The organism is Lysinibacter cavernae, from assembly GCF_011758565.1.
GTDB classification, from domain to species: domain Bacteria; phylum Actinomycetota; class Actinomycetes; order Actinomycetales; family Microbacteriaceae; genus Lysinibacter; species Lysinibacter cavernae.
Genome location: NZ_JAAMOX010000001.1, coordinates 1070631 through 1091502, shown reverse-complemented (window position 1 = coordinate 1091502; position 20872 = coordinate 1070631). Strand labels below are relative to the sequence as shown.

Genomic DNA, 20872 nt, shown 5'->3' with positions numbered 1-20872 from the left:
ATCTATTTGCGAGAATCTGCGAATAAATGCGAGTTCTGGAGCAGAAACTCGCAAATAGATGCAGGTTTGGAGGGGGTGTCAGGGCGTCCGCGGCGAAATTGTTTGCCGTGGTGGCGAAAAGTTGAGCAAAATGCGCCAAAAGTTTATTTAAATATCTGTTCTTTTCTATTAATGGCCCAATTGTGACGTTTATTCGGATCAATAGATGCTCGCGGACGCCAGTACACCGGATATTGTTGTCCTCATGCGTCCGATGCTCACGTACGTGAGTCATTCAGTGAAAGGCTTCAATGTTTAACAAGATTCTTGTTGCTAACCGTGGTGAAATTGCGATCCGTGCGTTTCGCGCAGCCTACGAGCTTGGTGCAAAGACGGTTGCCGTCTTCCCATACGAAGACCGCAACTCGCTGCACCGCCTGAAGGCTGATGAGGCCTACCAGATTGGCGAGCCTGGGCATCCAGTGCGCGCCTACCTCAACGTTGACGAGATCATTCGGGTTGCCGTTGAATCCGGCGCAGACGCAATTTACCCTGGCTACGGGTTTCTTTCAGAGAACCCAGACCTTGCCGCGGCGGCGAAAGCAAACGGGATCACGTTCATCGGGCCGCCAACCCTCGCACTCGAGATGGCCGGTAACAAGGTAACGGCAAAGGAACACGCCATCGCGGCGGGCGTTCCCGTGCTTCGCTCGACGCCACCGTCACGTGACCTTGAAGCGCTCATCGCAGGAGCCGACGACATCGGATTCCCCATTTTTGCCAAGGCGGTTGCCGGCGGTGGTGGCCGAGGCATGCGCCGCGTCGACAAGCGCGAAGACCTTCGCGCCGCGCTTGAGGCCGCCATGCGCGAGGCAGAGAGCGCATTTGGCGATTCGACGATGTTTATTGAGCAGGCCGTGCTGCGTCCCCGCCATATTGAGGTGCAGATCCTCGCCGATAAGGATGGTGGAACGGTTCACCTGTTTGAGCGCGACTGCTCGGTGCAGCGACGCCACCAAAAGGTTGTCGAGATCGCCCCAGCGCCAAACCTTGACGAGGACCTCCGCCAGGCACTCCACCGCGACGCCGTCTCGTTTGCAAAGTCAATCGGCTACGAGAACGCCGGAACCGTTGAGTTCCTTGTTGACACCGCTGGCGAGCGCGCCGGTGAGCACGTGTTCATCGAGATGAACCCTCGCATCCAGGTTGAGCACACCGTCACCGAAGAAGTAACCGACGTTGACCTCGTGCAGGCGCAGATGCGCATTGCCGCCGGGGCGACGCTTGCCGAGCTTGGCCTTGAGCAGAAAGACATCCACCTGCGCGGCGCGGCGCTGCAGTGCCGCATTACAACGGAGGACCCTGCCCAGGGATTCCGCCCGGATATGGGCAAGATCACCACGTATCGTTCGCCAGGTGGTGGGGGAGTCCGCCTTGACGGTGGAACGATCAACCCCGGCGCCCAGATCAGCCCGCACTTCGACTCGATGCTCGCGAAGCTCACTTGCCGTGGACGCGACTTTGGCGCTGCCGTCACCCGTGCCCAGCGCGCCCTTGCCGAGTTCCGCATCCGCGGCGTTGCGACCAACATCCCGTTCCTCCAGGCCGTGCTTGACGATCCACAGTTCCAAGCCGGCGACGTGAGTACCGCGTTTATCGAGGAGCGCCCAGAACTGCTGGATGCTCGCCGCTCGAAAGACCGCGGAACAAAGGTCCTGACCTGGCTCGCCGACGTGACCGTCAACCAGCCAAACGGTGCCCGCCCAACAACGATCAACCCGCTCGAGAAGCTGCCTGTGTGCGACCTCTCTCAGCAGGCGCCAGCCGGCTCGCGTGACCGCCTCCGCGAGATTGGGCCGGATGCCTTTGCCAAAGAGCTCCGTGCCCGCACCAGCCTCGCCGTGACGGAGACCACGTTCCGCGATGCGCACCAGTCGTTGCTCGCGACGCGCGTGCGTTCAAAGGACCTGCTCGCGGTTGCTCCCTATGTTTCTCGACTCACGCCAGAACTGCTGTCTGTTGAGGCCTGGGGTGGAGCGACCTACGATGTCGCCCTCCGCTTCCTTGGCGAAGACCCGTGGGAGCGCCTGGCCCAGCTGCGCGAGGCCATGCCAAACGTTGCCATCCAAATGCTGCTTCGTGGCCGCAACACGGTTGGCTACACGCCGTACCCAACCGAGGTCACGGATGCCTTCGTGCGCGAGGCCGCAGACACCGGCGTTGACATTTTCCGCATCTTTGACGCGCTGAACGATGTCTCCCAGATGCGACCAGCTATCGAAGCGGTGCTCGCAACGGGTACCTCGGTCGCAGAGGTAGCCGTGTGCTACACGGGCAATCTGCTCAACCCAGCAGAAGACCTGTACACGCTCGACTACTACCTGCGCCTCGCCGATCAGATCGTCGAGAGTGGCGCGCACGTGCTCGCGATTAAGGACATGGCCGGGCTCCTCCGCCCAGCAGCGGCAGCCAAGCTCGTCACGGCATTCCGTGAGCGCTTCGACGTGCCGGTGCATCTGCACACGCACGACACCGCAGGTGGCCAGCTCGCGACGCTTATCGCGGCATCGGATGCCGGAGTCGACGCGGTTGACGTGGCCAGCGCTCCCATGGCCGGCACCACGAGCCAGCCATCCTTCTCCTCGCTGGTTGCGGCCCTGTCTGACACCGAACGTGACACCAACATCAACCTGCAGAACGTGCTTGATCTTGAGCCGTACTGGGATGCCGTGCGTCAGGTTTACCGCCCCTTCGAGTCCGGCCTGCCGGGCCCAACAGGCCGTGTCTACAAGCACGAAATCCCTGGTGGACAGCTGTCCAACCTGCGCCAGCAGGCCATCGCTCTTGGCCTCGCCGACGATTTTGAGCTTATTGAGGACATGTACTCTGAAGCCGACCGCATCCTCGGCCGCGTTCCGAAGGTTACTCCGTCATCAAAGGTTGTTGGAGACCTCGCCCTCCACCTCGCTGCGGTCAAGGCAGACCCTGCCGACTTCGAGGCCAACCCAGAGAACTACGACATCCCCGACTCGGTTGTTGGCTTCATGGCTGGCGAGCTTGGCGAACTGCCCGGTGGATGGCCGGAGCCGTTCCGCAGCAAGGTACTCAAGGGGCGCAACGTCAAGATCGGCGTTACCCCGGTATCCGATGACGACCTCGCGCTTCTTGACGGTGAAAGCCTCGAACGCCGCCGCACCCTGAACCGCCTGCTGTTCCCAGCGCCAACAGCCCAGTACGAGGCTACGCGCGAGGAATATGGCGACCTCTCGGTGCTTGAGACCAACGGATACCTCTACGGCCTCGTGCAGGGCGAAGAGCACGCGGTTGATATTGCAAAGGGCGTTCGTCTCTACATGGGTCTCGAAGCGATCGGTGAGGCCGACGACAAGGGCATGCGAACGGTCATGGCCACCATGAACGGGCAGCTACGCCCCGTGTTCATCCGGGACCGCAACGTTTCGGTCGAGACCGTTGCGGCCGAGAAAGCCGATAAATCGAACCCAGGCCACGTCGCCGCTCCGTTCTCCGGCGTGGTGACGGTCAAGGCCGCCGCAGGGGATGCGGTCGAGGTCGGTCAGCCGGTCGCCACGATTGAGGCCATGAAGATGGAAGCGGCGATCACTGCTTCTGTTGCTGGTAACGTTGAACGCCTGGTCTTCAGCGGTACTCGACAGGTCGAAGCCGGAGACCTCATTTGTGTGGTCAGCACTTCGTCGTAGTCGCCGCAGCTTGGGGCTGTACCAGCAGAATGGGTAGCCCCACCTAATCAGAAAGCAATTGTTCCTATGGCAGAGCGTGCCATCCGTATTTTTGGTGATCCAGTCCTGAAGTCCGTGTGTCGGCCGGTTGATCCGGCAGACCCCGGAACGGCTGGCCTTGTTGCTGACCTCGTTGACAGCGTGACCATTCCCGGTCGGGCCGGCGTAGCCGCGAACCAGATTGGCGTTGACCAGCGGGCGTTCAGCTACAACATCGATGGCGACATCGGCTATGTGCTCAACCCGGTGCTGGTCGAGGTGTCTGGCGAACCCGAGATGATCAACGAAGGATGCTTGTCGGTGCCAGACCTTTGGTATCCGGTGCTGCGCTATCCGCACGCACGGGTAGAGGGCGTTGACCTTGAGGGCAACCCCGTTGTCCTGGAGGGTGACGGGCTTCTCGCTCAGGCCCTCCAGCACGAGACGGATCACCTCGACGGCAAGCTGTACCTCGACCGGCTCGACCGGGAAAATCGCGGAAAGGCTTACCGCCAGATCCGCGAATCCGACTGGTTCTAGGGGCCTTGGCCGCGATCATCCGTTGCCTGAATCGAAGTCGCAAAAAATGCTCTGATTCTGCGAAATCAGAGCATTTTTTGCGACCTCGATTACGTCGCGAGTGTTCGGGGCGTCGAATCTCCGACGTGGGTACACGGACGAAGGCCTCCCAACTCGCTGAGTTGGGAGGCCTTCGTCTGTTACCGGTTGCCTAGTGGCGGATAGAGAAGCCCTGCGTCACGGTGCTCGGACCCGAGTACAACTCTTCAATCTGGACCGCGAAGTCCTTAAGGATGACGTTGCGCTTTGTGCTCATCTTTGGCGTGAGGTGCCCGCTTGCCTCAGTGAACTCAAGCGGCAGGATGACAAACTTGCGAATCGATTCCGCCCGCGAAACCCTGCTGTTGGCATCATCAACTGCGCGCTGAATCTCTGCGAGCACTTTCGGGTTCTTCGCGGCCTCGATGAGCGTCATCTTGGCGTTTTCTCCGTTGTTTCCGAGCCACGTTGGCAGCATTTCGCCGTCGAGCGTGATGAGTGCCGCGATAAACGGCTTCTGGTCGCCAACCACCGTGACCTGTCCGATGATTGGGTTCGCGCGGATGGGGTCCTCAAGGTACGCGGGAGCAACGTTCTTACCGCCGGCCGTGACGATGATCTCTTTCTTCCGCCCGGTGATGCGCAACTGGCCGTCACTGCCGAGCTCGCCAACATCCCCGGTCTTGAAGAAGCCGTCCTCGGTGAACGCCTCGGCCGTTGCCTCCGGGTTCTTCCAGTACTCCTTGAACACGTTGACACCCTTGACTTCGATCTCGCCGTCGTCGGCGATCCGAATGGCGACGCCGGGGAGGGGAGGGCCGACGGTTCCGATTTTGAAGCTCTCTGGTCGGCCAACGGATGCCGGTGCCGTGGTCTCCGTGAGACCGTAGCCCTCAAGGATCTTGATGTCGAGGCTGTGGTAGAAGTGCCCGAGCCGCTCACCGAGTGGTGCCGAGCCGGAAACCGCGTAGCGGACGTTTCCGCCAAGGGCGGCCTTGAGCTTGCCGTAGACAAGCTTTTCGAAGAGCGCAAACTTGATCTTGAGTCCGAGACCAACGCTGCCGTTCTCGCTTGCCTTTGAGTGCTCGATGGCGGTCTTTGCTGCCGCGCGGAAAATCTTGCCCTTTCCGCCAGCCTCAGCCTTCTGCTCCGACGAGTTGTACACCTTTTCAAACACGCGGGGCACGGCGAGGAGGAACGTCGGCTTAAACGAGCCAAGCGCGGGAAGCAGCTGCGTGGTGTCGGCCTCGTGGCCGACCTTGACGCCGGCGTGCACGCACAACACCGCGATGAATCGAGCGAACACGTGCGCAATCGTGATGAACAGCAGGGTGGATGCCCCGTCGAGTACCGTGTTGAGCGCAAACGATGCGTTTCTGGCGGTTTCAACAAAGTTGGCGTGCGTGAGGACAACACCTTTTGGTCGACCCGTCGAGCCGGAGGTATAGATGAGCGTTGCCGTGTCTTCGGCGTTAGCGATATTGCGGCGGCGCTCAATTTCTTCGTCTGGCACTTCGGCGCCTGCCGTTATGAGCTTTTCGATGTCACCAGTGTCCATGCGGATGACCGTGGCAATGTTTGGCAGGTCAGCCCTGACCTCATCGAACCGGTTGGCATGTTCGGTCGTCTCGAGGATGAGGCCGACGGCCTCCGAGTCTTCCAGGATCCATTGGATCTGGCTCGGCGATGACGTTTCGTAGATAGGAACAAGGAGTGCTCCGGCAAACCACGCCGCGAAGTCAACCAGCGACCATTCGTACTTGGTCTTGCAGATGAACCCAAAGCGATCGCCTGGCTGCACCCCCGCCGAGACGAGGCCCTTTGCGAGGGCAACAACCTGGGCGTGGAACTCGCGAGCGGTCACGTCGGTCCAGCCACCGCCGTTTGGTAGGGCGAAGATCGGAAGATCGGGGGTTAGCGCCACCCGATCGACGAGAAGGTCTGTTGCGTTGTCGTGGGGCTTCGCCTCAACGACTGCTGGAATATCTGCCAGGTTCATCGGCAACTCCTTTGGTACCGTGTCGTGACTGCGCAAGGAACCTAACCCCCACGGTTGCCACAGTTAATATGTCACCCCACTCTAGTAGATTCTTGTTGGTCTCTTTCCGAGACCCGACGGTATACACAAAGTTGTTATCGCTCCGTCACAATGGTTTGGTTCCGCCCGCATATATGACCGCCTAGTGTGGTGGAACTTGTTAGGCTTGATCAGAATTTGCCAACGCAGGTTCGTACCCTCCCGCGTGTTGTGCGGGAGCATCCGTTTTTGGCCATTGAGGAAGTCCCACTGTGTTCTATTGGATCATGAAGCATCTGATCGCCGGACCGCTGCTCAAGACCATCTATCGCCCCTGGGTTACCGGTGCGGAGAACATTCCTAAAGAGGGCGGCGTCATCTTGGCCGGCAACCACCTCTCGGTCATCGACTCGGTGTTCTTGCCCATCATGATCGATCGGCCAGTGTACTTTCTCGCGAAGAGCGACTACTTCTCTGGCAAGGGCCTCAAAGGATGGATCACCAAGTCGTTCATGCTCGCATCAGGGCAGAAGCCGATTGACCGCTCGGGTGGCAAAGCATCAGAGGCATCGCTCAACGCAGGCCTTGACGTGCTCGGCCAGGGACAAATGCTCGGCATCTATCCAGAGGGAACGCGCAGCCCAACAGGAAAGCTGTATCGCGGTCGCACCGGCGTTGCCCGCATGATTCTTGAATCTGGCGTGCCAGTCATCCCTGTTGCCATGATCGACACCGAAAAGGCCATGCCGATCGGCAGCAAGCTCCCAAAGATCCGCCGAATCGGAACGGTCATTGGCGAGCCGCTCGACTTCACACGTTTCCGAGGCATGGACAGCGACCGCTTCATCCTCCGGTCCATCACCGACGAGCTCATGTACGAACTGCAGAAGCTCAGCGGACAAGACTACGTTGATGTCTACGCCTCAACCGTCCGCAACCAGCAGGCTGCAAAGACTCCAACGGCGTAATACGCCACCAACTACGGGTAGAATTGCCAATCAGCCGGACCACCTCGGCGATTGAACATTCGGCGCACCCACTCGGGTGCGTCGTTCCATATAAGAGAGAAGAATAGTGTCAGAGCATTCACCATTCACCGACCAGTCCACCGCTGACGTGCTGGCGGGGCTCGACTATTGGCGTTCTCTGGAGATCAAGCAGCAGCCAACCTGGCCGGATGCCGCAGCCGTTGCCGCAGCCTCTGAAGAGATTGCCTCGCTTCCTCCACTCGTATTTGCCGGTGAGGTTGACCGGCTTCGCGACCGCGTGGCATCCGCCGCCCGCGGGGAAGCGTTCATGCTCATGGGCGGTGACTGCGCTGAGACCTTTGCCGGCGCGACCGCCGACCAGATCCGCAACCGAGTCAAGACGCTGCTGCAGATGGCCGTTGTGCTCACCTACGGTGCATCAATGCCCGTGATCAAGGTTGGCCGCATGGCCGGCCAGTTTGCGAAGCCACGGTCGAACGATTTTGAGACCCGCGGCGACGTCACGCTTCCCGCGTACCGCGGCGACATCGTCAACGGGTACGATTTCACGCCTGAGTCACGCGCTGCCAATCCCGAACGCCTGGTGCGCGGCTATCACACTGCCGCATCCACGCTGAACCTCATCCGCGCGTTCACGCAGGGAGGGTTTGCCGACCTTCGCCAGGTGCACGACTGGAACAAGGGCTTCACCGAGAATCCCGCAAACGCCCGCTACGACAAGCTTGCAAAAGAGATCGATCGCGCGGTGCGGTTCATGATCGCAACCGGTGCAGACCTCGGTGAGCTGAAGCGCACAGAGTTCTACGTGAGCCACGAGGCGCTGCTCATGGATTACGAGCGCCCGATGACGCGTATCGATTCCCGAACCGGAACCGCGTACAACACGTCGTCGCACTTCCTGTGGATCGGTGAGCGCACTCGTGACCTCGATGGGGCCCACATTGACTTCCTGTCGCGCGTGCGGAATCCAATCGGGGTAAAACTTGGGCCGACCACAACCGCCGATGATGCGCTTGCGCTCATCGATAAGCTCGACCCAAACCGCGAGCCGGGCCGCCTCACGTTTATCACCCGTATGGGCGCGGAGAAGATCCGCGATGTACTTCCTCCGCTGCTGGAAGCGGTGAAAGATTCGGGTTCCGTTCCGCTGTGGGTCACCGACCCGATGCACGGCAACGGCATCACAACGCCGACCGGCTACAAGACGCGCCGCTTTGACGACGTCATGAACGAGCTCAAGGGCTTCTTCGAGGCGCACCGCCAGGTTGGAACGTTCCCGGGGGGCATCCACGTTGAACTCACCGGTGACGATGTTACCGAGTGCCTCGGCGGCTCGGAGAACATCGACGAGGCAACGCTTTCGACTCGTTACGAGTCGCTGTGTGACCCGCGTCTGAATCACATGCAGTCGCTTGAACTTGCCTTCCAGGTGAGCGAAGAGCTGACGCGCTAGGGCGTTTGCCCTTGTGCTGCCGATGGCCGCCAACCCACAGGGGTTGGCGGCCATCGGTGTCTGATGCGGCTAGGGCATTCTCCGTGATGGCGTTTGGGTCCAGAACGATGCCGTTTGAGCCCGGCCTGCCAGGTTGGGCCCAGCGTCGCCGGTTGGATTCTGGCTGCAACCTTGGTCGAATCAGAATTGATAGGCCGAGCGTGAATGGGCTCGCCCAATCCAGAGAACGCTAGTCGGCGGATTTCAGTTCGATCGTGGTGCCCTTTTCAAGCTTCTCGCCTGCCGCAGGGTTGGTTGATTTTACGGTGGCGATCGACCAGACATCCACACCGGCCACTCGCTCGACGACCTTGGTGGTTGGGGCGAATCCGGCAGCCGTGAGCGTTTCGATAGCTTCACGGATGGTCTGGCCTGACACATCGGGAACCGCAAAAAGCTCCGGCCCCTGCGAGGTCTCGAGGCCGATTGGGTCGCCCTTGCGCATCGGCTCGGTGATGCCAACGAGCTGGAGCACCTTGCCCTTGTCGACGTCGGAGCTGTAGCTCTCGATGTCGAGCGACGAATCGTAGGTGAGGCCAGAGGATGTGATGAGCTTCGTGGCATCCTCAACGCTGAGCCCATTCACATAGGGGAGCGGGCCAGCCGAAACAATCGCGTTGATGATGGACTGTTCGTTGAGCTCAGGAGGTAGCTCGTTGCCGTCGCGGTCAAGCGCGGCGAGTAGGACACCTGCTGGTACCTCGCTGTCGAATCGTTCTTCGAGCACTTCACCAAACACAAAACCGGCAGAATCGATGGCTGCCTTTGCCTCGTCGAGGGTTGTGCCGACCAACGGCGGCACTGCGAGTGAGCGCGGGCCGGTCGAGACACACAGGGTGACGCCTGAGTCACGGGCGACTCGTGTGCCTGGCTCGGGAGTGACCGTTGTGACATTTCCGATTGGGATGTCGAGGCTTGAGCATTCCTCAACCGCAACAGTCAGCGTCAGGTCTTCGAGGGTCGCCGTCGCGTCGGCGACGGGCTGTTCACGAACATCCGCAACGGTCACCATAGAGCCGGGTCCGCCGCCAAACCACCAACCACCCGTGACAAGGGCTACGGTGAGCAACGCGATGCCGAAGAAGGTCCAGGTTCCACGGACGCGTCGCTTTGCAGCGGTGTGCCGAACCGTCTCGATACTGCCTGCAACCGGGGGAGCTGCTACAACCGGCTGCTCGGCTTCCGGCATGATCGTTGTGCCGTTTGGGATGACCGTTGTGGCGCCGGTGATCGGATACTCGGCCTGCGGCAGGATGCTTGTGTGCATCCTTGTTGTTGCAAACGAAGCCCCCGACCGTACATGCCGAACTTCGTCGAGGAGTGTTTTGGCGTCGGGGGGACGCTTCGCGGGGTCCCTCTGGGTTGCCCAACGCACAAGCGCATCCAGCTCGGGAGACGAATTCTGGGAGACGAGGCTCGGCAGCGGAACGTCGTCGTTGGCGTGCTGGTACGCGATCTGCATCGGCTGCTCGCCGGTGAATGGCTGCACCCCGGTGATCATCTCGTACATCACGATGCCAAACGCGTAGATGTCGCTGCGTTCGTCGGCGATGCCCTTGGTAACGAGTTCTGGCGAGAGGTACGCGATGGTGCCAAGGAGCGCCTGGCCCGTGGTCGTATTGGCGCTTGCGGCGCGGGCGAGGCCAAAGTCGCCAAGCTTGATGCGGCCGTCGTCTGCCAGCAGGATGTTCTCTGGCTTCATATCGCGGTGCACAATGTGCTCGCTGTGTGCCGCCGAAAGCCCGCTGAGCACGGCCTCGCTGATTTCGAGCGTCTGCTCTGGAGTCAGTGCTCCCTGTGTTTTTAAGAGGTCGCGGAGGGTGATGCCGGGCAGGTATTCCATGACCAGGTAGGCGAGCTCTGAGTCTTGGCCCTGGTCGAATACGTTGACAACGTTGGGGTGTGCGAGGCGCGCGGCAGAGCGGGCCTCCTGATCAAAACGCTTTTTGAACGCGTTATCGTCGGCCAGGTGACCGTGCATAACCTTGATCGCAACGCGTCGCTCAAGTCGTTTATCGGTTGCCACGTAGACAGTGGCCATGCCACCCCTGGCAATGCGTGAACGGATGACGTAGCGGTCGTCAAGAAGACGACCGATCAAGGGGTCCGTACTGGCAGTGCTCACCTACCAAAGTTTAGGTAATAATCGCCTGTGAGGATGCCTGCCGTGCCGGTGAGCCTGCGAGAAATGCCAAAACTTGCATAACAAAGCAGTCACGATCAGGTCACGATGACGGTCGGATTACAGAAATTGCGTCTCGCGTCTTGGTGAGAACCCACATGTCATGGCACTCTGTTAAGCGTGACTGAATCCTCCGTACAGACCGATTACTACACCATCCCCGATCTTGTTGAACTCTTTGGAGTGGGGCCCGGCCGGGTTCGCCGAATGATTGAGCAGCGTGAGCTTGGAGCCGTCCGCATCGACGGCGTTCTCAAGGTTCCTGCCGTTTTCTTGCTCAACGACGAGCCGCTGCCTGTTCTCAAGGGCACCATCGTTGTGCTCGAAGACGCCGGCTTTACAAACGAAGAGGCGCTCAACTGGTTGTTGAGTGACAACGAAACGCTCGGCGTCAGCCCCATCGAAGCACTGCGTGCTGGACGAAAGGCTGAGGTGCGTCGCGTCGCGCTTGCGCTCGCGTTCTAAGACAGTTTCTGCACAGACAACAACGCGGATGTTCGGCCCGACTGGGGTGAACATCCGCGTTTTCGTTTGTGTGTCAGCCTGACGCTAGAAGCTCCTGTTGGTGACCTTCTTGGCGAGCGCAGCGAGCTGGCGGGCGGTAACCGGACCAATCGGAGCCGCACGCAGCGCTTGCTGAGCGCGATCAACGTTGTCGTCGATCATCTTTTCGACGGCGTCAAGCGCACCGCTGTCGGTAATCGTGTTCTGCAGCAGCGTAATTTGGTTGAGGTCGAGGGTCGGATCTCCGATGAGTTCGTCAAAGAGGCGACGCTGGTTGCCGGGGAGATTTCTGCGGGTCAGCGCAATCAGCACGGTTTGTTTGCCCTCGCGAAGATCGTCGCCTGAAGGCTTTCCGGTTACTTCGCTGTCGCCAAAGACACCAAGGACATCATCGCGGAGCTGGTAGGCAACGCCGAGGGGAAGGCCAAAGTTGCTCAGGGCATCCTCTTGGTCGTCAGTCGCCCCGCCGAGCGCCGAGCCGATGAGCAGTGGCGCCTCAACGCTGTACTTCGCCGATTTGTAGACGAGCACGCGCGTTGATCGCTCAAGCTGTTCGTCGTGTGAGGCGTTGCCCCAGATTTGCTCTTCAAGGAGGTCGAGGTACTGGCCGGCGCCCACATCCGTGCGCATCTGGTTAAAGTGCAGCCGTGAGCGGCGGGCCCACTCGGTGTTCGAGAGCTCGAGGATGCCGTCGCTCAGGAGTTCGTCGCTCCAGAACTGCAAGAGATCGCCGAGCAGGATTGCGCTTGATCGCCCAAACTCCTCGGGGTTGCCCCGCCAGTTTCCGTTTCGGTGTGTGAGCTCGAACCTCTTATGAGCAGATGGGGTTCCGCGGCGCGTGTCGGAATTATCAATGACGTCGTCGTGGACGAGTGCGGCGGCGTGGAAGAGCTCAAGGGCGCTCGCTACCTGGATGACGGCAGCGCGGTCTCGTTCCATGGCAACGGCCGTTGCCGCTGCCGGATCTGATGCAAGGGCATCCGGAGAATCGCTGACTGACGACCCAACAAAGGGTTGATCGCTGCGATGCTCAACGATTCCGCTCCAGCCCCAATACGCAAAAAGCGCGCGAAACCGCTTCCCACCCCTGAGAAAGTCCCTCGAATGTTCCACGAGGGGAGTGGCATCGGGGCCGATGTCGGCCAGAATGGAAGAGCGCTCGTCGATAAAATCGTCGAGGCAGTCCTGAATAAGGTCGAGAAGTCTTGGGCTCTGTGACACGGTGTCTAGCCTACTCGGGCTCTCGGGCCTAGAATGGTCGTATCAACGTTACTGAATGTGTGAGGTGTGAAGATGGCACTATCTGAACGGGAGCAGCGCCTCCTAGATGAGATGGAGCGCAATCTCTACAACAGCGAGTCCGATGTGGTCAGCCCATCAACCGCTGCAAAGATGCGACCAAGCTACCGCTCGCTGGTGCTTGGCATCTTGCTCGCCATCGCCGGCATTATCGTGCTGCTTGCCGGAGTAGTAACGCAGCTCGCTTGGTTGGGTGTCATCGGATTCATCGCGATGCTCGGTGGTGTGTTGTTCGCAATCACTCCGCATAAAAGCACTGGCGACCCTCAGCGTGACGCGCCCGTTGGTGGCGCGCCGAAGAAGGCAGGGGCAGCGGCCTCGTCGTCGAAGCAGTCCCTCTCAGACCGCATGAACGAGCGCTGGGAGAAGCGTCAAGACGGCCAGCTCTAACCGCGGCTGTTCCGCAAAGTTCTTTCCGAAAAGGGTCACCACGTTGTGGTGGCCCTTTTCTTTGTTCGCGGCGCAGAGCGTGAGGATCCGTGTTTCACCGCGAAACTGCGGGACTAGATGACTATCCGATCCACTCTTTTTGGCCTATAAGCCGCAGTTGGTTCGCGCGAGCAGGTGGACCTTCTGCTTCTCTGCTCCTGCGTCTCTTCTCCTGCCCGTTCGGCATGGGGGTTTCATGACGGCGCTGATCCCCGTCTCATAAACTGACTTCACTCGCCACCGGCTTCGCTCGCCACCAGCTTCGCTGGCCTGGCTGGCCTGGCGGGTCTGGTCGGCCTTGCTGGCTTGGTTGGCTTGGCTGGCCTGGCGGGTCTGGTCGGCCTTGCTAGTTTTGCTGGCCTGGCCGGACTCACCGTCCTCACTGGCCCCGGTGACCATCGGCTTCACGGGCCACCCGCTTCGCCGACGTGGCCGTCCCCGCCGTTTTGTCGGCTTCTCTGGCCGTTAGCTTCGCTGGTCACCGGCTTCACCGGCTTCACCGGCTTCGCCGGCCCCGCCGCTCCCTCCCTCCTCAGGTCAGGCCGTTGTCTCGGTCAGCGAAGGAGAGTTTCGCCCATCCGTTCGCCACTCGTTGCGAATATTGACGTCAAATATCGCAACGAGCGGCGAACGGATGACCTGATGGCCGGTTGAGCGTCGGTGTTGGATGCTTGTTGCGCCTTTTTGGGCGTCGTTCAGCGGTCCTCCACTTTGCTCCCTGTCGGAATGGTGGGCGACAAACGGGCGCTCCACTCCACTCAACGGCGTGAGTGATTTGCTGTTGTGCGCCCAAAAATCGACCGTATGGGCGGTAAACCTGGGAAAATCCCTCCACCTCAAGAATTATTGAAAAATCAGGTCAGTTTGGGAATATTTTTGGTCAAATGTGTCGAATTCTCAGGATTGTGGTGAGAAGTGGAGTAAAGTGGAGGCACATGGATCAGTGGCCGGTCTGACGAAAGGAGAGCGCCTGTGTTTCTTGGCACGTTCTCTCCAAAGCTCGACGACAAGGGCCGCGTCATCCTCCCCGCTAAGTTCCGCGACGAACTTGAGGGTGGTGTTGTCATCACCCGGGGCCAAGAACGTTGCCTCTATGTCTTCAGCACCCGTGAGTTTGAAGCCATGCACGAGAAGATTCGCCAGGCGCCGGTTACGAGCAAACAGGCCCGCGACTACCTGCGCGTCTTTCTTTCGGGCGCGCACGCCGAGACTCCCGATAAGCAGCATCGGGTGAATGTTCCCGCTGCCCTCCGCAGTTACGCCGGTCTTGACCGTGACCTCGTGGTCATCGGGGCCGGCAGCCGCGCCGAGATTTGGAATGCCGAAGCTTGGCAGACCTACCTGGATGCCCAGGAAGCCGAATTCGCGAACATCGAGGAGGAGGTGATCCCCGGCCTCTTTTAGCTCCTCGCTTCAGACCCTCTGCCATCGCACGCCCTGACTCACCTTCCCCGGTGTCAGGTCGAGATGGACGGGGATCTGAGGGGAGGAACTCCAGGTCGAAGACACCTATGACTTCCTCAAACCAGACACCAGGCGATCACTCGCCAGCAGATACCCCCGAACAGCCGAGCCAAAGTGACCCCCACGTGAATGATCCAGTAGACCCGAGTGTGAGCGACAAGCACATCCCCGTGCTGCTTGAGCGCTGCATCGCGCTGCTCGAACCTGCCATCTCGATGCCGGGTGCCGTTGTGGTTGATGCAACCCTCGGCATGGGTGGGCATTCGTTTCACATGCTCAACCGGTTTCCTGATCTCACGCTCATCGGTCTTGATCGCGACACCGATGCACTTCGCATTGCTGGGGAGCGTCTCGCGAATTTTGGCGATCGGGTTCACCTCGTGCACACGGTGTACGACGGAATTGCAAAGGCCATCCGCAAGAGCGGATTCAAGCGGGTCGACGGCATCCTTTTTGATCTTGGCGTCTCGTCGCTGCAGCTTGATGAGGCCGACCGTGGCTTTGCCTACGCTCAGGATGCGCCGCTCGACATGCGCATGAACCAGAACGAGGGCGTGCAAGCATCCGAGATCCTTGCGACCTACAGCGAGGGCAATCTCCGCCGCATTTTCGAACGCTATGGCGAAGAAAAACTTGCTGGACGCTACGCCCGCGCAATTATTGCGGCACGCGAAGTGAAGCCCATTCTGCGGTCAACCGAGTTGGTTCAGATCCTGTCGGATGCCACTCCGGCGGCGGTGCGGCAGCTTCGGCACCCAGCCAAGAAGGTGTTTCAGGCACTGCGCATCGAAGTTAATCAGGAGCTTTCGGTGCTCGATGCCGCCATTCCTGCAGCTATTGACTCCCTCAACGTTGGCGGACGCCTCGTTGTGATGTCGTACCACTCGCTCGAAGACCGACTCGTGAAGCAAGACTTCGCGGCGAGGTCCCGATCGACGGCCCCCGCCGACCTTCCTGTTGAGCTTCCTGAACATCGCCCAGAGCTGCGTCTGCTGACGCGGGGGGCCGAGCAGGCAAGCGAGCAGGAGCGTGAAGAAAACCCGCGGTCACAGTCTGTACGACTGCGCGCCGTTGAACGAGTCAGGATCCCCGAATGAGCAACAACACTGCTCCTATCGATAGCTCAGACTTTTGGGCATTTGACCCTGCGACCCCGTGGCAGGGCACCCCAACGCCAGACGAGCAGCCAGGCCGGTTGCGGGCTGTGCGCGAGCGAGCGCTCTCGATTGCACCTGCTCCGCGGGCCAAAACGCGCACAAGCATGTTCTACGCGCTCATCACGTTGGCGACGCTCGGGGTCATCCTTGGCACGCAGCTCATGCTGAGCATCGCTCAGGCAGACGGCGCCTACCACATCTCTTCCCTTGAGGTGCAGGAGCGTGACCTCATTCGTGACACCCGTGCGGTTACGCAGAGCGTTAGCAAGCTGTCGTCTCCCCAGCACCTGTCAGGAAACGCCAATGCGCTTGGCATGGTCATTAACGCCCACCCCGCCTACCTGCGGTTGAGCGATGGTGCCATCCTCGGCGCGCTGGGAACAACCGTGAGCACACCAGAGGCGAACCGCATCGCGAACTCCGTGATCAACGGCCTGCCTATGGCCGGCGCGGTTGCCCCAGAGACGTCGGCGCAGAACAACGCAAATGTCGCGGCAGAAGCTGAAGCCGCCGACGCGGCAAACGCCGCGGCAATTGCTGCTGCCGCCGTCGCAGAGGCGAACGCAGCAGAGAGCGATGCGGCGAATGCGGATCACGGCACACCGGCTGCCACTCCGGTCCAAACGCCGCAGCAGACTGTACCGTTGGATGGAGCGTTGCCCTCACCCGTCACTCGGTAGTTTTCCGAGGGCTTGAGGCCACTCCTGAATTGAACCGATTGCGAAACGAGAGCGGGGAATCCACGTGCGACGCAGCCGAGTAAGTCGACTTCGGTCAACGCTCACCTTTGCGTTCCTGTCGCTGTTTGTTGTGGTGTTTGTCTTCAAACTCGCAGACATTCAGGTCGTGAATGCCGACGAACTGACCGAGACGGCGCTCGATAAGCGTTCCGTCCCGATCCCGACCTACGGCATCCGCGGTGACATCGTTGATGAGAAGGGCGTGTTGCTAGCCACGACCGACGTGCGCTACGACGTGCAGCTGTCGCCGAAAAACGTTGGCAGTTTTCACAGGGCTCTCGATACCAACCAGACGAAAGAGGTTTCGAAGGCAGAGGCCCTCGCTGAGATTGGTGCCATCACCGGGCAGTCTGGCGAGGAAATTCAAAAGATCGTGGACGATGCACTCGCGATCAACCCAAAGTCTGACTTCGCCTATGTGAAGCGCTCCGTGGATCTTGCTGCGCTCAACGCGCTCAAGGACCTCAGCATTCCGTGGCTCACGTTTGACCAAAACCCAAGCCGCACGTATCCGAACGGAGCAATCGCCGGAAACCTTGTCGGTTTTGTTGGCGACGATAACGTTCCGCTGGCCGGAGTTGAACTGTCTCAGGATGCCTGCCTCGCCGATCAAAACGGTGAGGAAACGATCGAGCGGGGTGCCGACGGAGTGACAATTCCGGGTACAACGGTCAAAGTGAAAGACAAAGTTGACGGTGGCACCGTGAAGCTCACGATCGACAGCGATCTGCAGTGGCAGGCCCAGCAGATCGTGAACCGCCAGGTTGAGACGACTGGCGCCCGCTGGGGCCTCGCCACGGTGCAGGAAGTCTCAACCGGCAAGATGCGTGCCATCGCCGAAAGCAACACGGTTGACCCCAACGACGTTGACGCCTCGGCGGCTGAAGACCGAAACTCGAAGGCCTATCTGTGGCCCTTTGAACCGGGCTCGACCTACAAGACCATCACCGCAGCCGCGCTGATCGATCAGGGGCTCGCAACGCCGACGACCCAGGTCATCGCCCCCGGTTCCTACGAGGCCCCAAACGGTGCCCGCTTTGCCGATTCGTGGTCACACGGCCCCATCCAGTACACGCTTACCGGCGTCATGGTTGACTCATCAAACGTCGGTATTTCCCTGCTCGGCGCAAACATGACGGCGGAGACCCGCTACAGCTATCTCAAGAAGTTTGGGCTGGGCGAACCAACCAACAGTGGCCTTGGCGATGAAAGCGGCGGCCAGCTTCGCCCGTGGGAGGAATGGGACTACCAGACCACCTACAACACGATGTTTGGCCAGGGACTCTCGTCAACGGTGATCCAGACAAGCGACATCTACCAGGCCCTTGCCAACGGTGGAACGCGCCTGCCTGCACAACTCGTTGAGGGCTGCGAATCCGCCGACGGCACGTTCACGGCCCACGACCCCGGCGAGCCGGTGCAGGTTGTAAGCCCTGAAACGGCGAAGACAACAACAAGCATCCTCGAGATGCTGCCACAGGATTCCTGGCTCACCGACCGCATCGCCATTCCTGGATACCGCATTGCTGGTAAGACCGGAACCGCAGAGCAGGTTGATGAAACCGGTTCGTATGGCGACACCTACGTGAACTCTTTTGCCGGCTATTTCCCGGCGGACGACCCCAAATACGTGGTTGTCTTTGTCCTTGGCCACCCCGAGGTGCAGATGGGCGCGCCAGAGACCGTGAACGGCTTCCGCGACGTTGCCCAGGCAACCATCAAGACCTATGCCGTGCCGCCGTCAACAACGCCTGCAGAAACTATTCCGAAGAACTTCTAAACTGTTGTATTGGGTGTGGGGCCGCTCTTGCACCGAAAGGTATTTTCCATGATTACGCTATCGCTTGCCGAGATTGCGCACGCCGTAGACGGAACGCTAGTTGTCGGCGACTCTGGAACAACAGGGTCAACAACGCTCAGCGGCGAAGCCCAGACGGATTCCCGACTCATCGAGCCAGGGCAACTGTTTGTTGCCAAGCGCGGTGAAGACACCGACGGACACCTGTTTGTTGGTGCCGCGATTGACCGTGGTGCTGCGCTTGCCATCGTTGAGCACGATACCGACTCCAGAATCGCCCAGATCGTTGTTGAGGATGCCGTTGTTGCCCTCGGAAAGCTCGCTCGCGAAGTAGTGGCCCGCCTGAAACGTGACCACGGTCTCACGGTTATCGGCATTACCGGGTCAAACGGCAAGACCACAACCAAGAACCTGTTGAACGCCATGCTGTCGACCGCGGGGGAGACGGTTGCTCCTGTCGGCTCGTTTAACAACGAGGTTGGCGCGCCGCTGACGATGCTGCAGGCCACCGCATCCACCAAATTCCTCATTTCGGAGATGGGCGCCGATGGGGTTGGCGACATCGCCAAACTTGCCAACATGGCGCAGCCAGACATCGGCGTTGTGCTCATGGTTGGTCTTTCGCACGTTGGCCGTTTTGGTGGCATCGAGGTCACCGCGCGTACCAAGGCAGAACTTGTTGCTGCGTTGCCATCAACCGGTGTCGCCGTGCTGAACCAAGACGATCCTCGGGTTGCGGCCATGGCCGAGAACGCTCAGGCTCGCGTGCTGTGGTTTGGCCAGACAGCGGCCGCAGGCGTGCGGGCGACAGACGTGCGGGCATCCGCCACCGGAACCACGTTTACCGTTCACGTGCCGTCTGGGGAGAGCGCTGAGGTGCATTTCCGTGTGCTCGGTGAGCACCATGTCGGAAACGCTCTTGCCGCCTTTGCCGTTGCGTACGAGTGCGGTGTTTTGTTGCCGGATGCGGTCGCCGCGATCGAGGGCGTTGTCCGCGCAGAACGCTGGCGGATGGAAGTTCTTCCTGCAAGAGACGGCATCACGATTATCAACGATGCCTACAACGCCAGCCCCGATGCAATGACGGCAGCGCTGAAGACGCTTGCGCTCATCCGTGACCCCGGTCAGCGCACGGTTGCCGTGCTTGGGGCCATGAGCGAACTCGGAGAATTTTCCGGAGACGAGCACGATCGCATAGGCTTACAGGCGGTCCGATTCAATATTTCGCGGATCGTGGTGGTGGGCGATGAGGCACGACGAATGCACATCACCGCCATTAACGAAGGTTCGTGGGACGGAGAAAGCGTGTTTTTCAGTAGTCAGGATGAGGCTTTTGCCTATCTGGCCAACGAAATCAGTGCGGGCGACCTCGTGCTGGTTAAATCATCGAATTCCGCCGGTCTTCGTTTTCTTGGTGACCGTTTGGGAGCACACTTCGCATGATCGTTCTTCTTATGGCGGCCGGGCTCTCAATGCTCTACTCGCTCCTCCTGACCCCGGTCTTCATCAAGGGGTTCAACAAGCTTCGCTGGGGGCAGTTCATCCGTGAGGATGGGCCAAAGTCTCACTACTCGAAGCGCGGTACGCCCACGATGGGCGGCATCATCTTCATCTCTGGCTCGGTGATCAGCTATTTCTTGGCAAAGCTCATCAAGGGCGAGTCAGTAACGGCCTCGGCGTTGCTGGTCATCTTTATGATGGTTGGTCTTGGGCTCGTTGGATTTGTTGACGACTTCTTGAAGACACGCAAACAGCAGAGCCTTGGCCTCGGCGGTTGGGCCAAGATCGCTGGCCAGGTCGCGGTTGCCCTCATCTTTGCGTTGCTCTCGCTGCAGTTTGCCAATGCCAACGGCATCACGCCGGCCTCGACGCATATCTCGGTGTTCAGAGACTTACCGATTGACTTCATGACGCTTGGCGCAGTTGCCGGCCTTATCTGCTTCGTCATCTGGATTATCGTGCTGGTGACCTCTGCCTCAAACGCCGTGAACGTCACCGACGGGCTCGATGGACTCGCGACCGGCGCAGCCATCCTCGCTATCGGGGGATACCTCTTCATCGGGCTGTGGCAGTTCAACCAGTCCTGCGCAAACCCTGTGAACATCGGCTCGAACTGTTACACGGTTCGCGACCCGCTCGACCTTGCCGTCATTGCGGCTGCCATCGTTGGTGGACTCGTTGGCTTCCTCTGGTGGAACACAAACCCGGCCAAGATTTACATGGGAGACACCGGATCGCTTGGCATCGGCGGCGCGCTTGTTGCGCTCGCCATCCTCAGCCGCACAGAAATCCTCCTGGTGCTCATCGGCGGTCTGTTTGTGATGGAAACCGGTTCGGTCATCCTGCAGCGCCTGTACTTCAAGATCACCAAGGGCAAGCGCATCTTCCTGATGAGCCCGATTCACCACCACTTTGAGCTGAAGGGCTGGGCCGAAACCACCGTTGTGGTTCGGTTCTGGTTGATTGCCGGATTCTTTGTGATCGTTGGCGTTGGTCTCTTCTACTCAGAATGGTTGGCGGTATAGGG

15 protein-coding genes are annotated in these 20872 nt (G+C 60.0%); 12 read left to right on the top strand and 3 right to left on the bottom strand.

Annotation, left to right across the window (positions count from 1 at the left end; genetic code table 11):
• Positions 1–290: 290 nt before the first annotated feature.
• Positions 291–3698 carry a pyruvate carboxylase gene (locus FHX76_RS04860; protein WP_167148443.1) on the top strand — a complete coding sequence of 1136 codons (3408 nt, stop codon included), beginning with the start codon at positions 291–293 and terminating at the stop codon, positions 3696–3698.
• 66 nt (positions 3699–3764) lie between these two features.
• Positions 3765–4256: a peptide deformylase gene (gene def, locus FHX76_RS04855; protein WP_167148441.1), complete on the top strand. Its 492-nt coding sequence runs from the start codon at positions 3765–3767 to the stop codon at positions 4254–4256.
• A gap of 190 nt (positions 4257–4446) precedes the next feature.
• Here the strand turns inward: def and FHX76_RS04850 are convergent, their stop codons facing one another.
• Positions 4447–6273 (bottom strand): AMP-dependent synthetase/ligase, encoded by a 1827-nt coding sequence (locus tag FHX76_RS04850; protein WP_167148439.1) that lies wholly within the window; start codon positions 6271–6273, stop codon positions 4447–4449.
• A gap of 290 nt (positions 6274–6563) precedes the next feature.
• Between FHX76_RS04850 and FHX76_RS04845 the strand changes: the two genes are divergently transcribed.
• Both FHX76_RS04845 and FHX76_RS04840 read left to right on the top strand, forming a co-directional pair.
• Positions 6564–7259: a 1-acyl-sn-glycerol-3-phosphate acyltransferase gene (locus FHX76_RS04845; protein ID WP_167148437.1), complete on the top strand. Its 696-nt coding sequence runs from the start codon at positions 6564–6566 to the stop codon at positions 7257–7259.
• A gap of 148 nt (positions 7260–7407) precedes the next feature.
• Positions 7408–8733, top strand: coding sequence for a class II 3-deoxy-7-phosphoheptulonate synthase (locus FHX76_RS04840; protein WP_167150353.1), 1326 nt, complete (start codon positions 7408–7410; stop codon positions 8731–8733).
• 229 nt (positions 8734–8962) lie between these two features.
• On the opposite strand, the gene pknB is transcribed toward FHX76_RS04840, so the two are convergent.
• On the bottom strand, positions 8963–10897 hold the full coding sequence (gene pknB / locus FHX76_RS04835) for a Stk1 family PASTA domain-containing Ser/Thr kinase (RefSeq protein WP_167148435.1): 1935 nt from the start codon (positions 10895–10897) through the stop codon (positions 8963–8965).
• Positions 10898–11074: 177 nt separating this feature from the next.
• Here pknB and FHX76_RS04830 point away from each other — a divergent pair, with 177 nt between their 5' ends.
• Positions 11075–11419 (top strand): Rv2175c family DNA-binding protein, encoded by a 345-nt coding sequence (locus FHX76_RS04830; protein ID WP_341777864.1) that lies wholly within the window; start codon positions 11075–11077, stop codon positions 11417–11419.
• Positions 11420–11503: 84 nt separating this feature from the next.
• On the opposite strand, the gene FHX76_RS04825 is transcribed toward FHX76_RS04830, so the two are convergent.
• Positions 11504–12679 (bottom strand): polyprenyl synthetase family protein, encoded by a 1176-nt coding sequence (locus FHX76_RS04825; protein WP_167148434.1) that lies wholly within the window; start codon positions 12677–12679, stop codon positions 11504–11506.
• 72 nt (positions 12680–12751) lie between these two features.
• Between FHX76_RS04825 and FHX76_RS04820 the strand changes: the two genes are divergently transcribed.
• From FHX76_RS04820 to mraY, 7 genes are all read left to right on the top strand, one after another.
• A complete protein-coding gene (locus FHX76_RS04820) occupies positions 12752–13147 on the top strand; it encodes a DUF3040 domain-containing protein (RefSeq protein ID WP_167148432.1) in 396 nt (131 codons plus the stop codon).
• A 1011-nt stretch (positions 13148–14158) separates the two neighbouring features.
• Positions 14159–14590: a division/cell wall cluster transcriptional repressor MraZ gene (mraZ, locus tag FHX76_RS04815; RefSeq protein ID WP_167148430.1), complete on the top strand. Its 432-nt coding sequence runs from the start codon at positions 14159–14161 to the stop codon at positions 14588–14590.
• A 185-nt stretch (positions 14591–14775) separates the two neighbouring features.
• Positions 14776–15747, top strand: a complete 972-nt coding sequence (rsmH, locus tag FHX76_RS04810; RefSeq protein ID WP_341777863.1) for a 16S rRNA (cytosine(1402)-N(4))-methyltransferase RsmH — start codon at positions 14776–14778, stop codon at positions 15745–15747.
• Complete coding sequence (ftsL, locus tag FHX76_RS04805) at positions 15744–16487, top strand: cell division protein FtsL (protein ID WP_167148427.1); 744 nt, start codon at positions 15744–15746, stop codon at positions 16485–16487. Before rsmH ends, ftsL begins: the two co-directional genes overlap by 4 nt.
• Before the next feature lie 64 nt (positions 16488–16551).
• Positions 16552–18327, top strand: a complete 1776-nt coding sequence (locus tag FHX76_RS04800; RefSeq protein WP_167148425.1) for a penicillin-binding transpeptidase domain-containing protein — start codon at positions 16552–16554, stop codon at positions 18325–18327.
• A 48-nt stretch (positions 18328–18375) separates the two neighbouring features.
• Entirely contained in the window at positions 18376–19788 is a 1413-nt protein-coding gene (locus tag FHX76_RS04795; protein ID WP_167148423.1) for a UDP-N-acetylmuramoyl-tripeptide--D-alanyl-D-alanine ligase, read from the top strand.
• Complete coding sequence (gene mraY, locus FHX76_RS04790; RefSeq protein ID WP_167148421.1) at positions 19785–20870, top strand: phospho-N-acetylmuramoyl-pentapeptide-transferase; 1086 nt, start codon at positions 19785–19787, stop codon at positions 20868–20870. The genes FHX76_RS04795 and mraY overlap by 4 nt, the downstream gene beginning before the upstream one ends.
• Positions 20871–20872 lie beyond the last annotated feature (2 nt).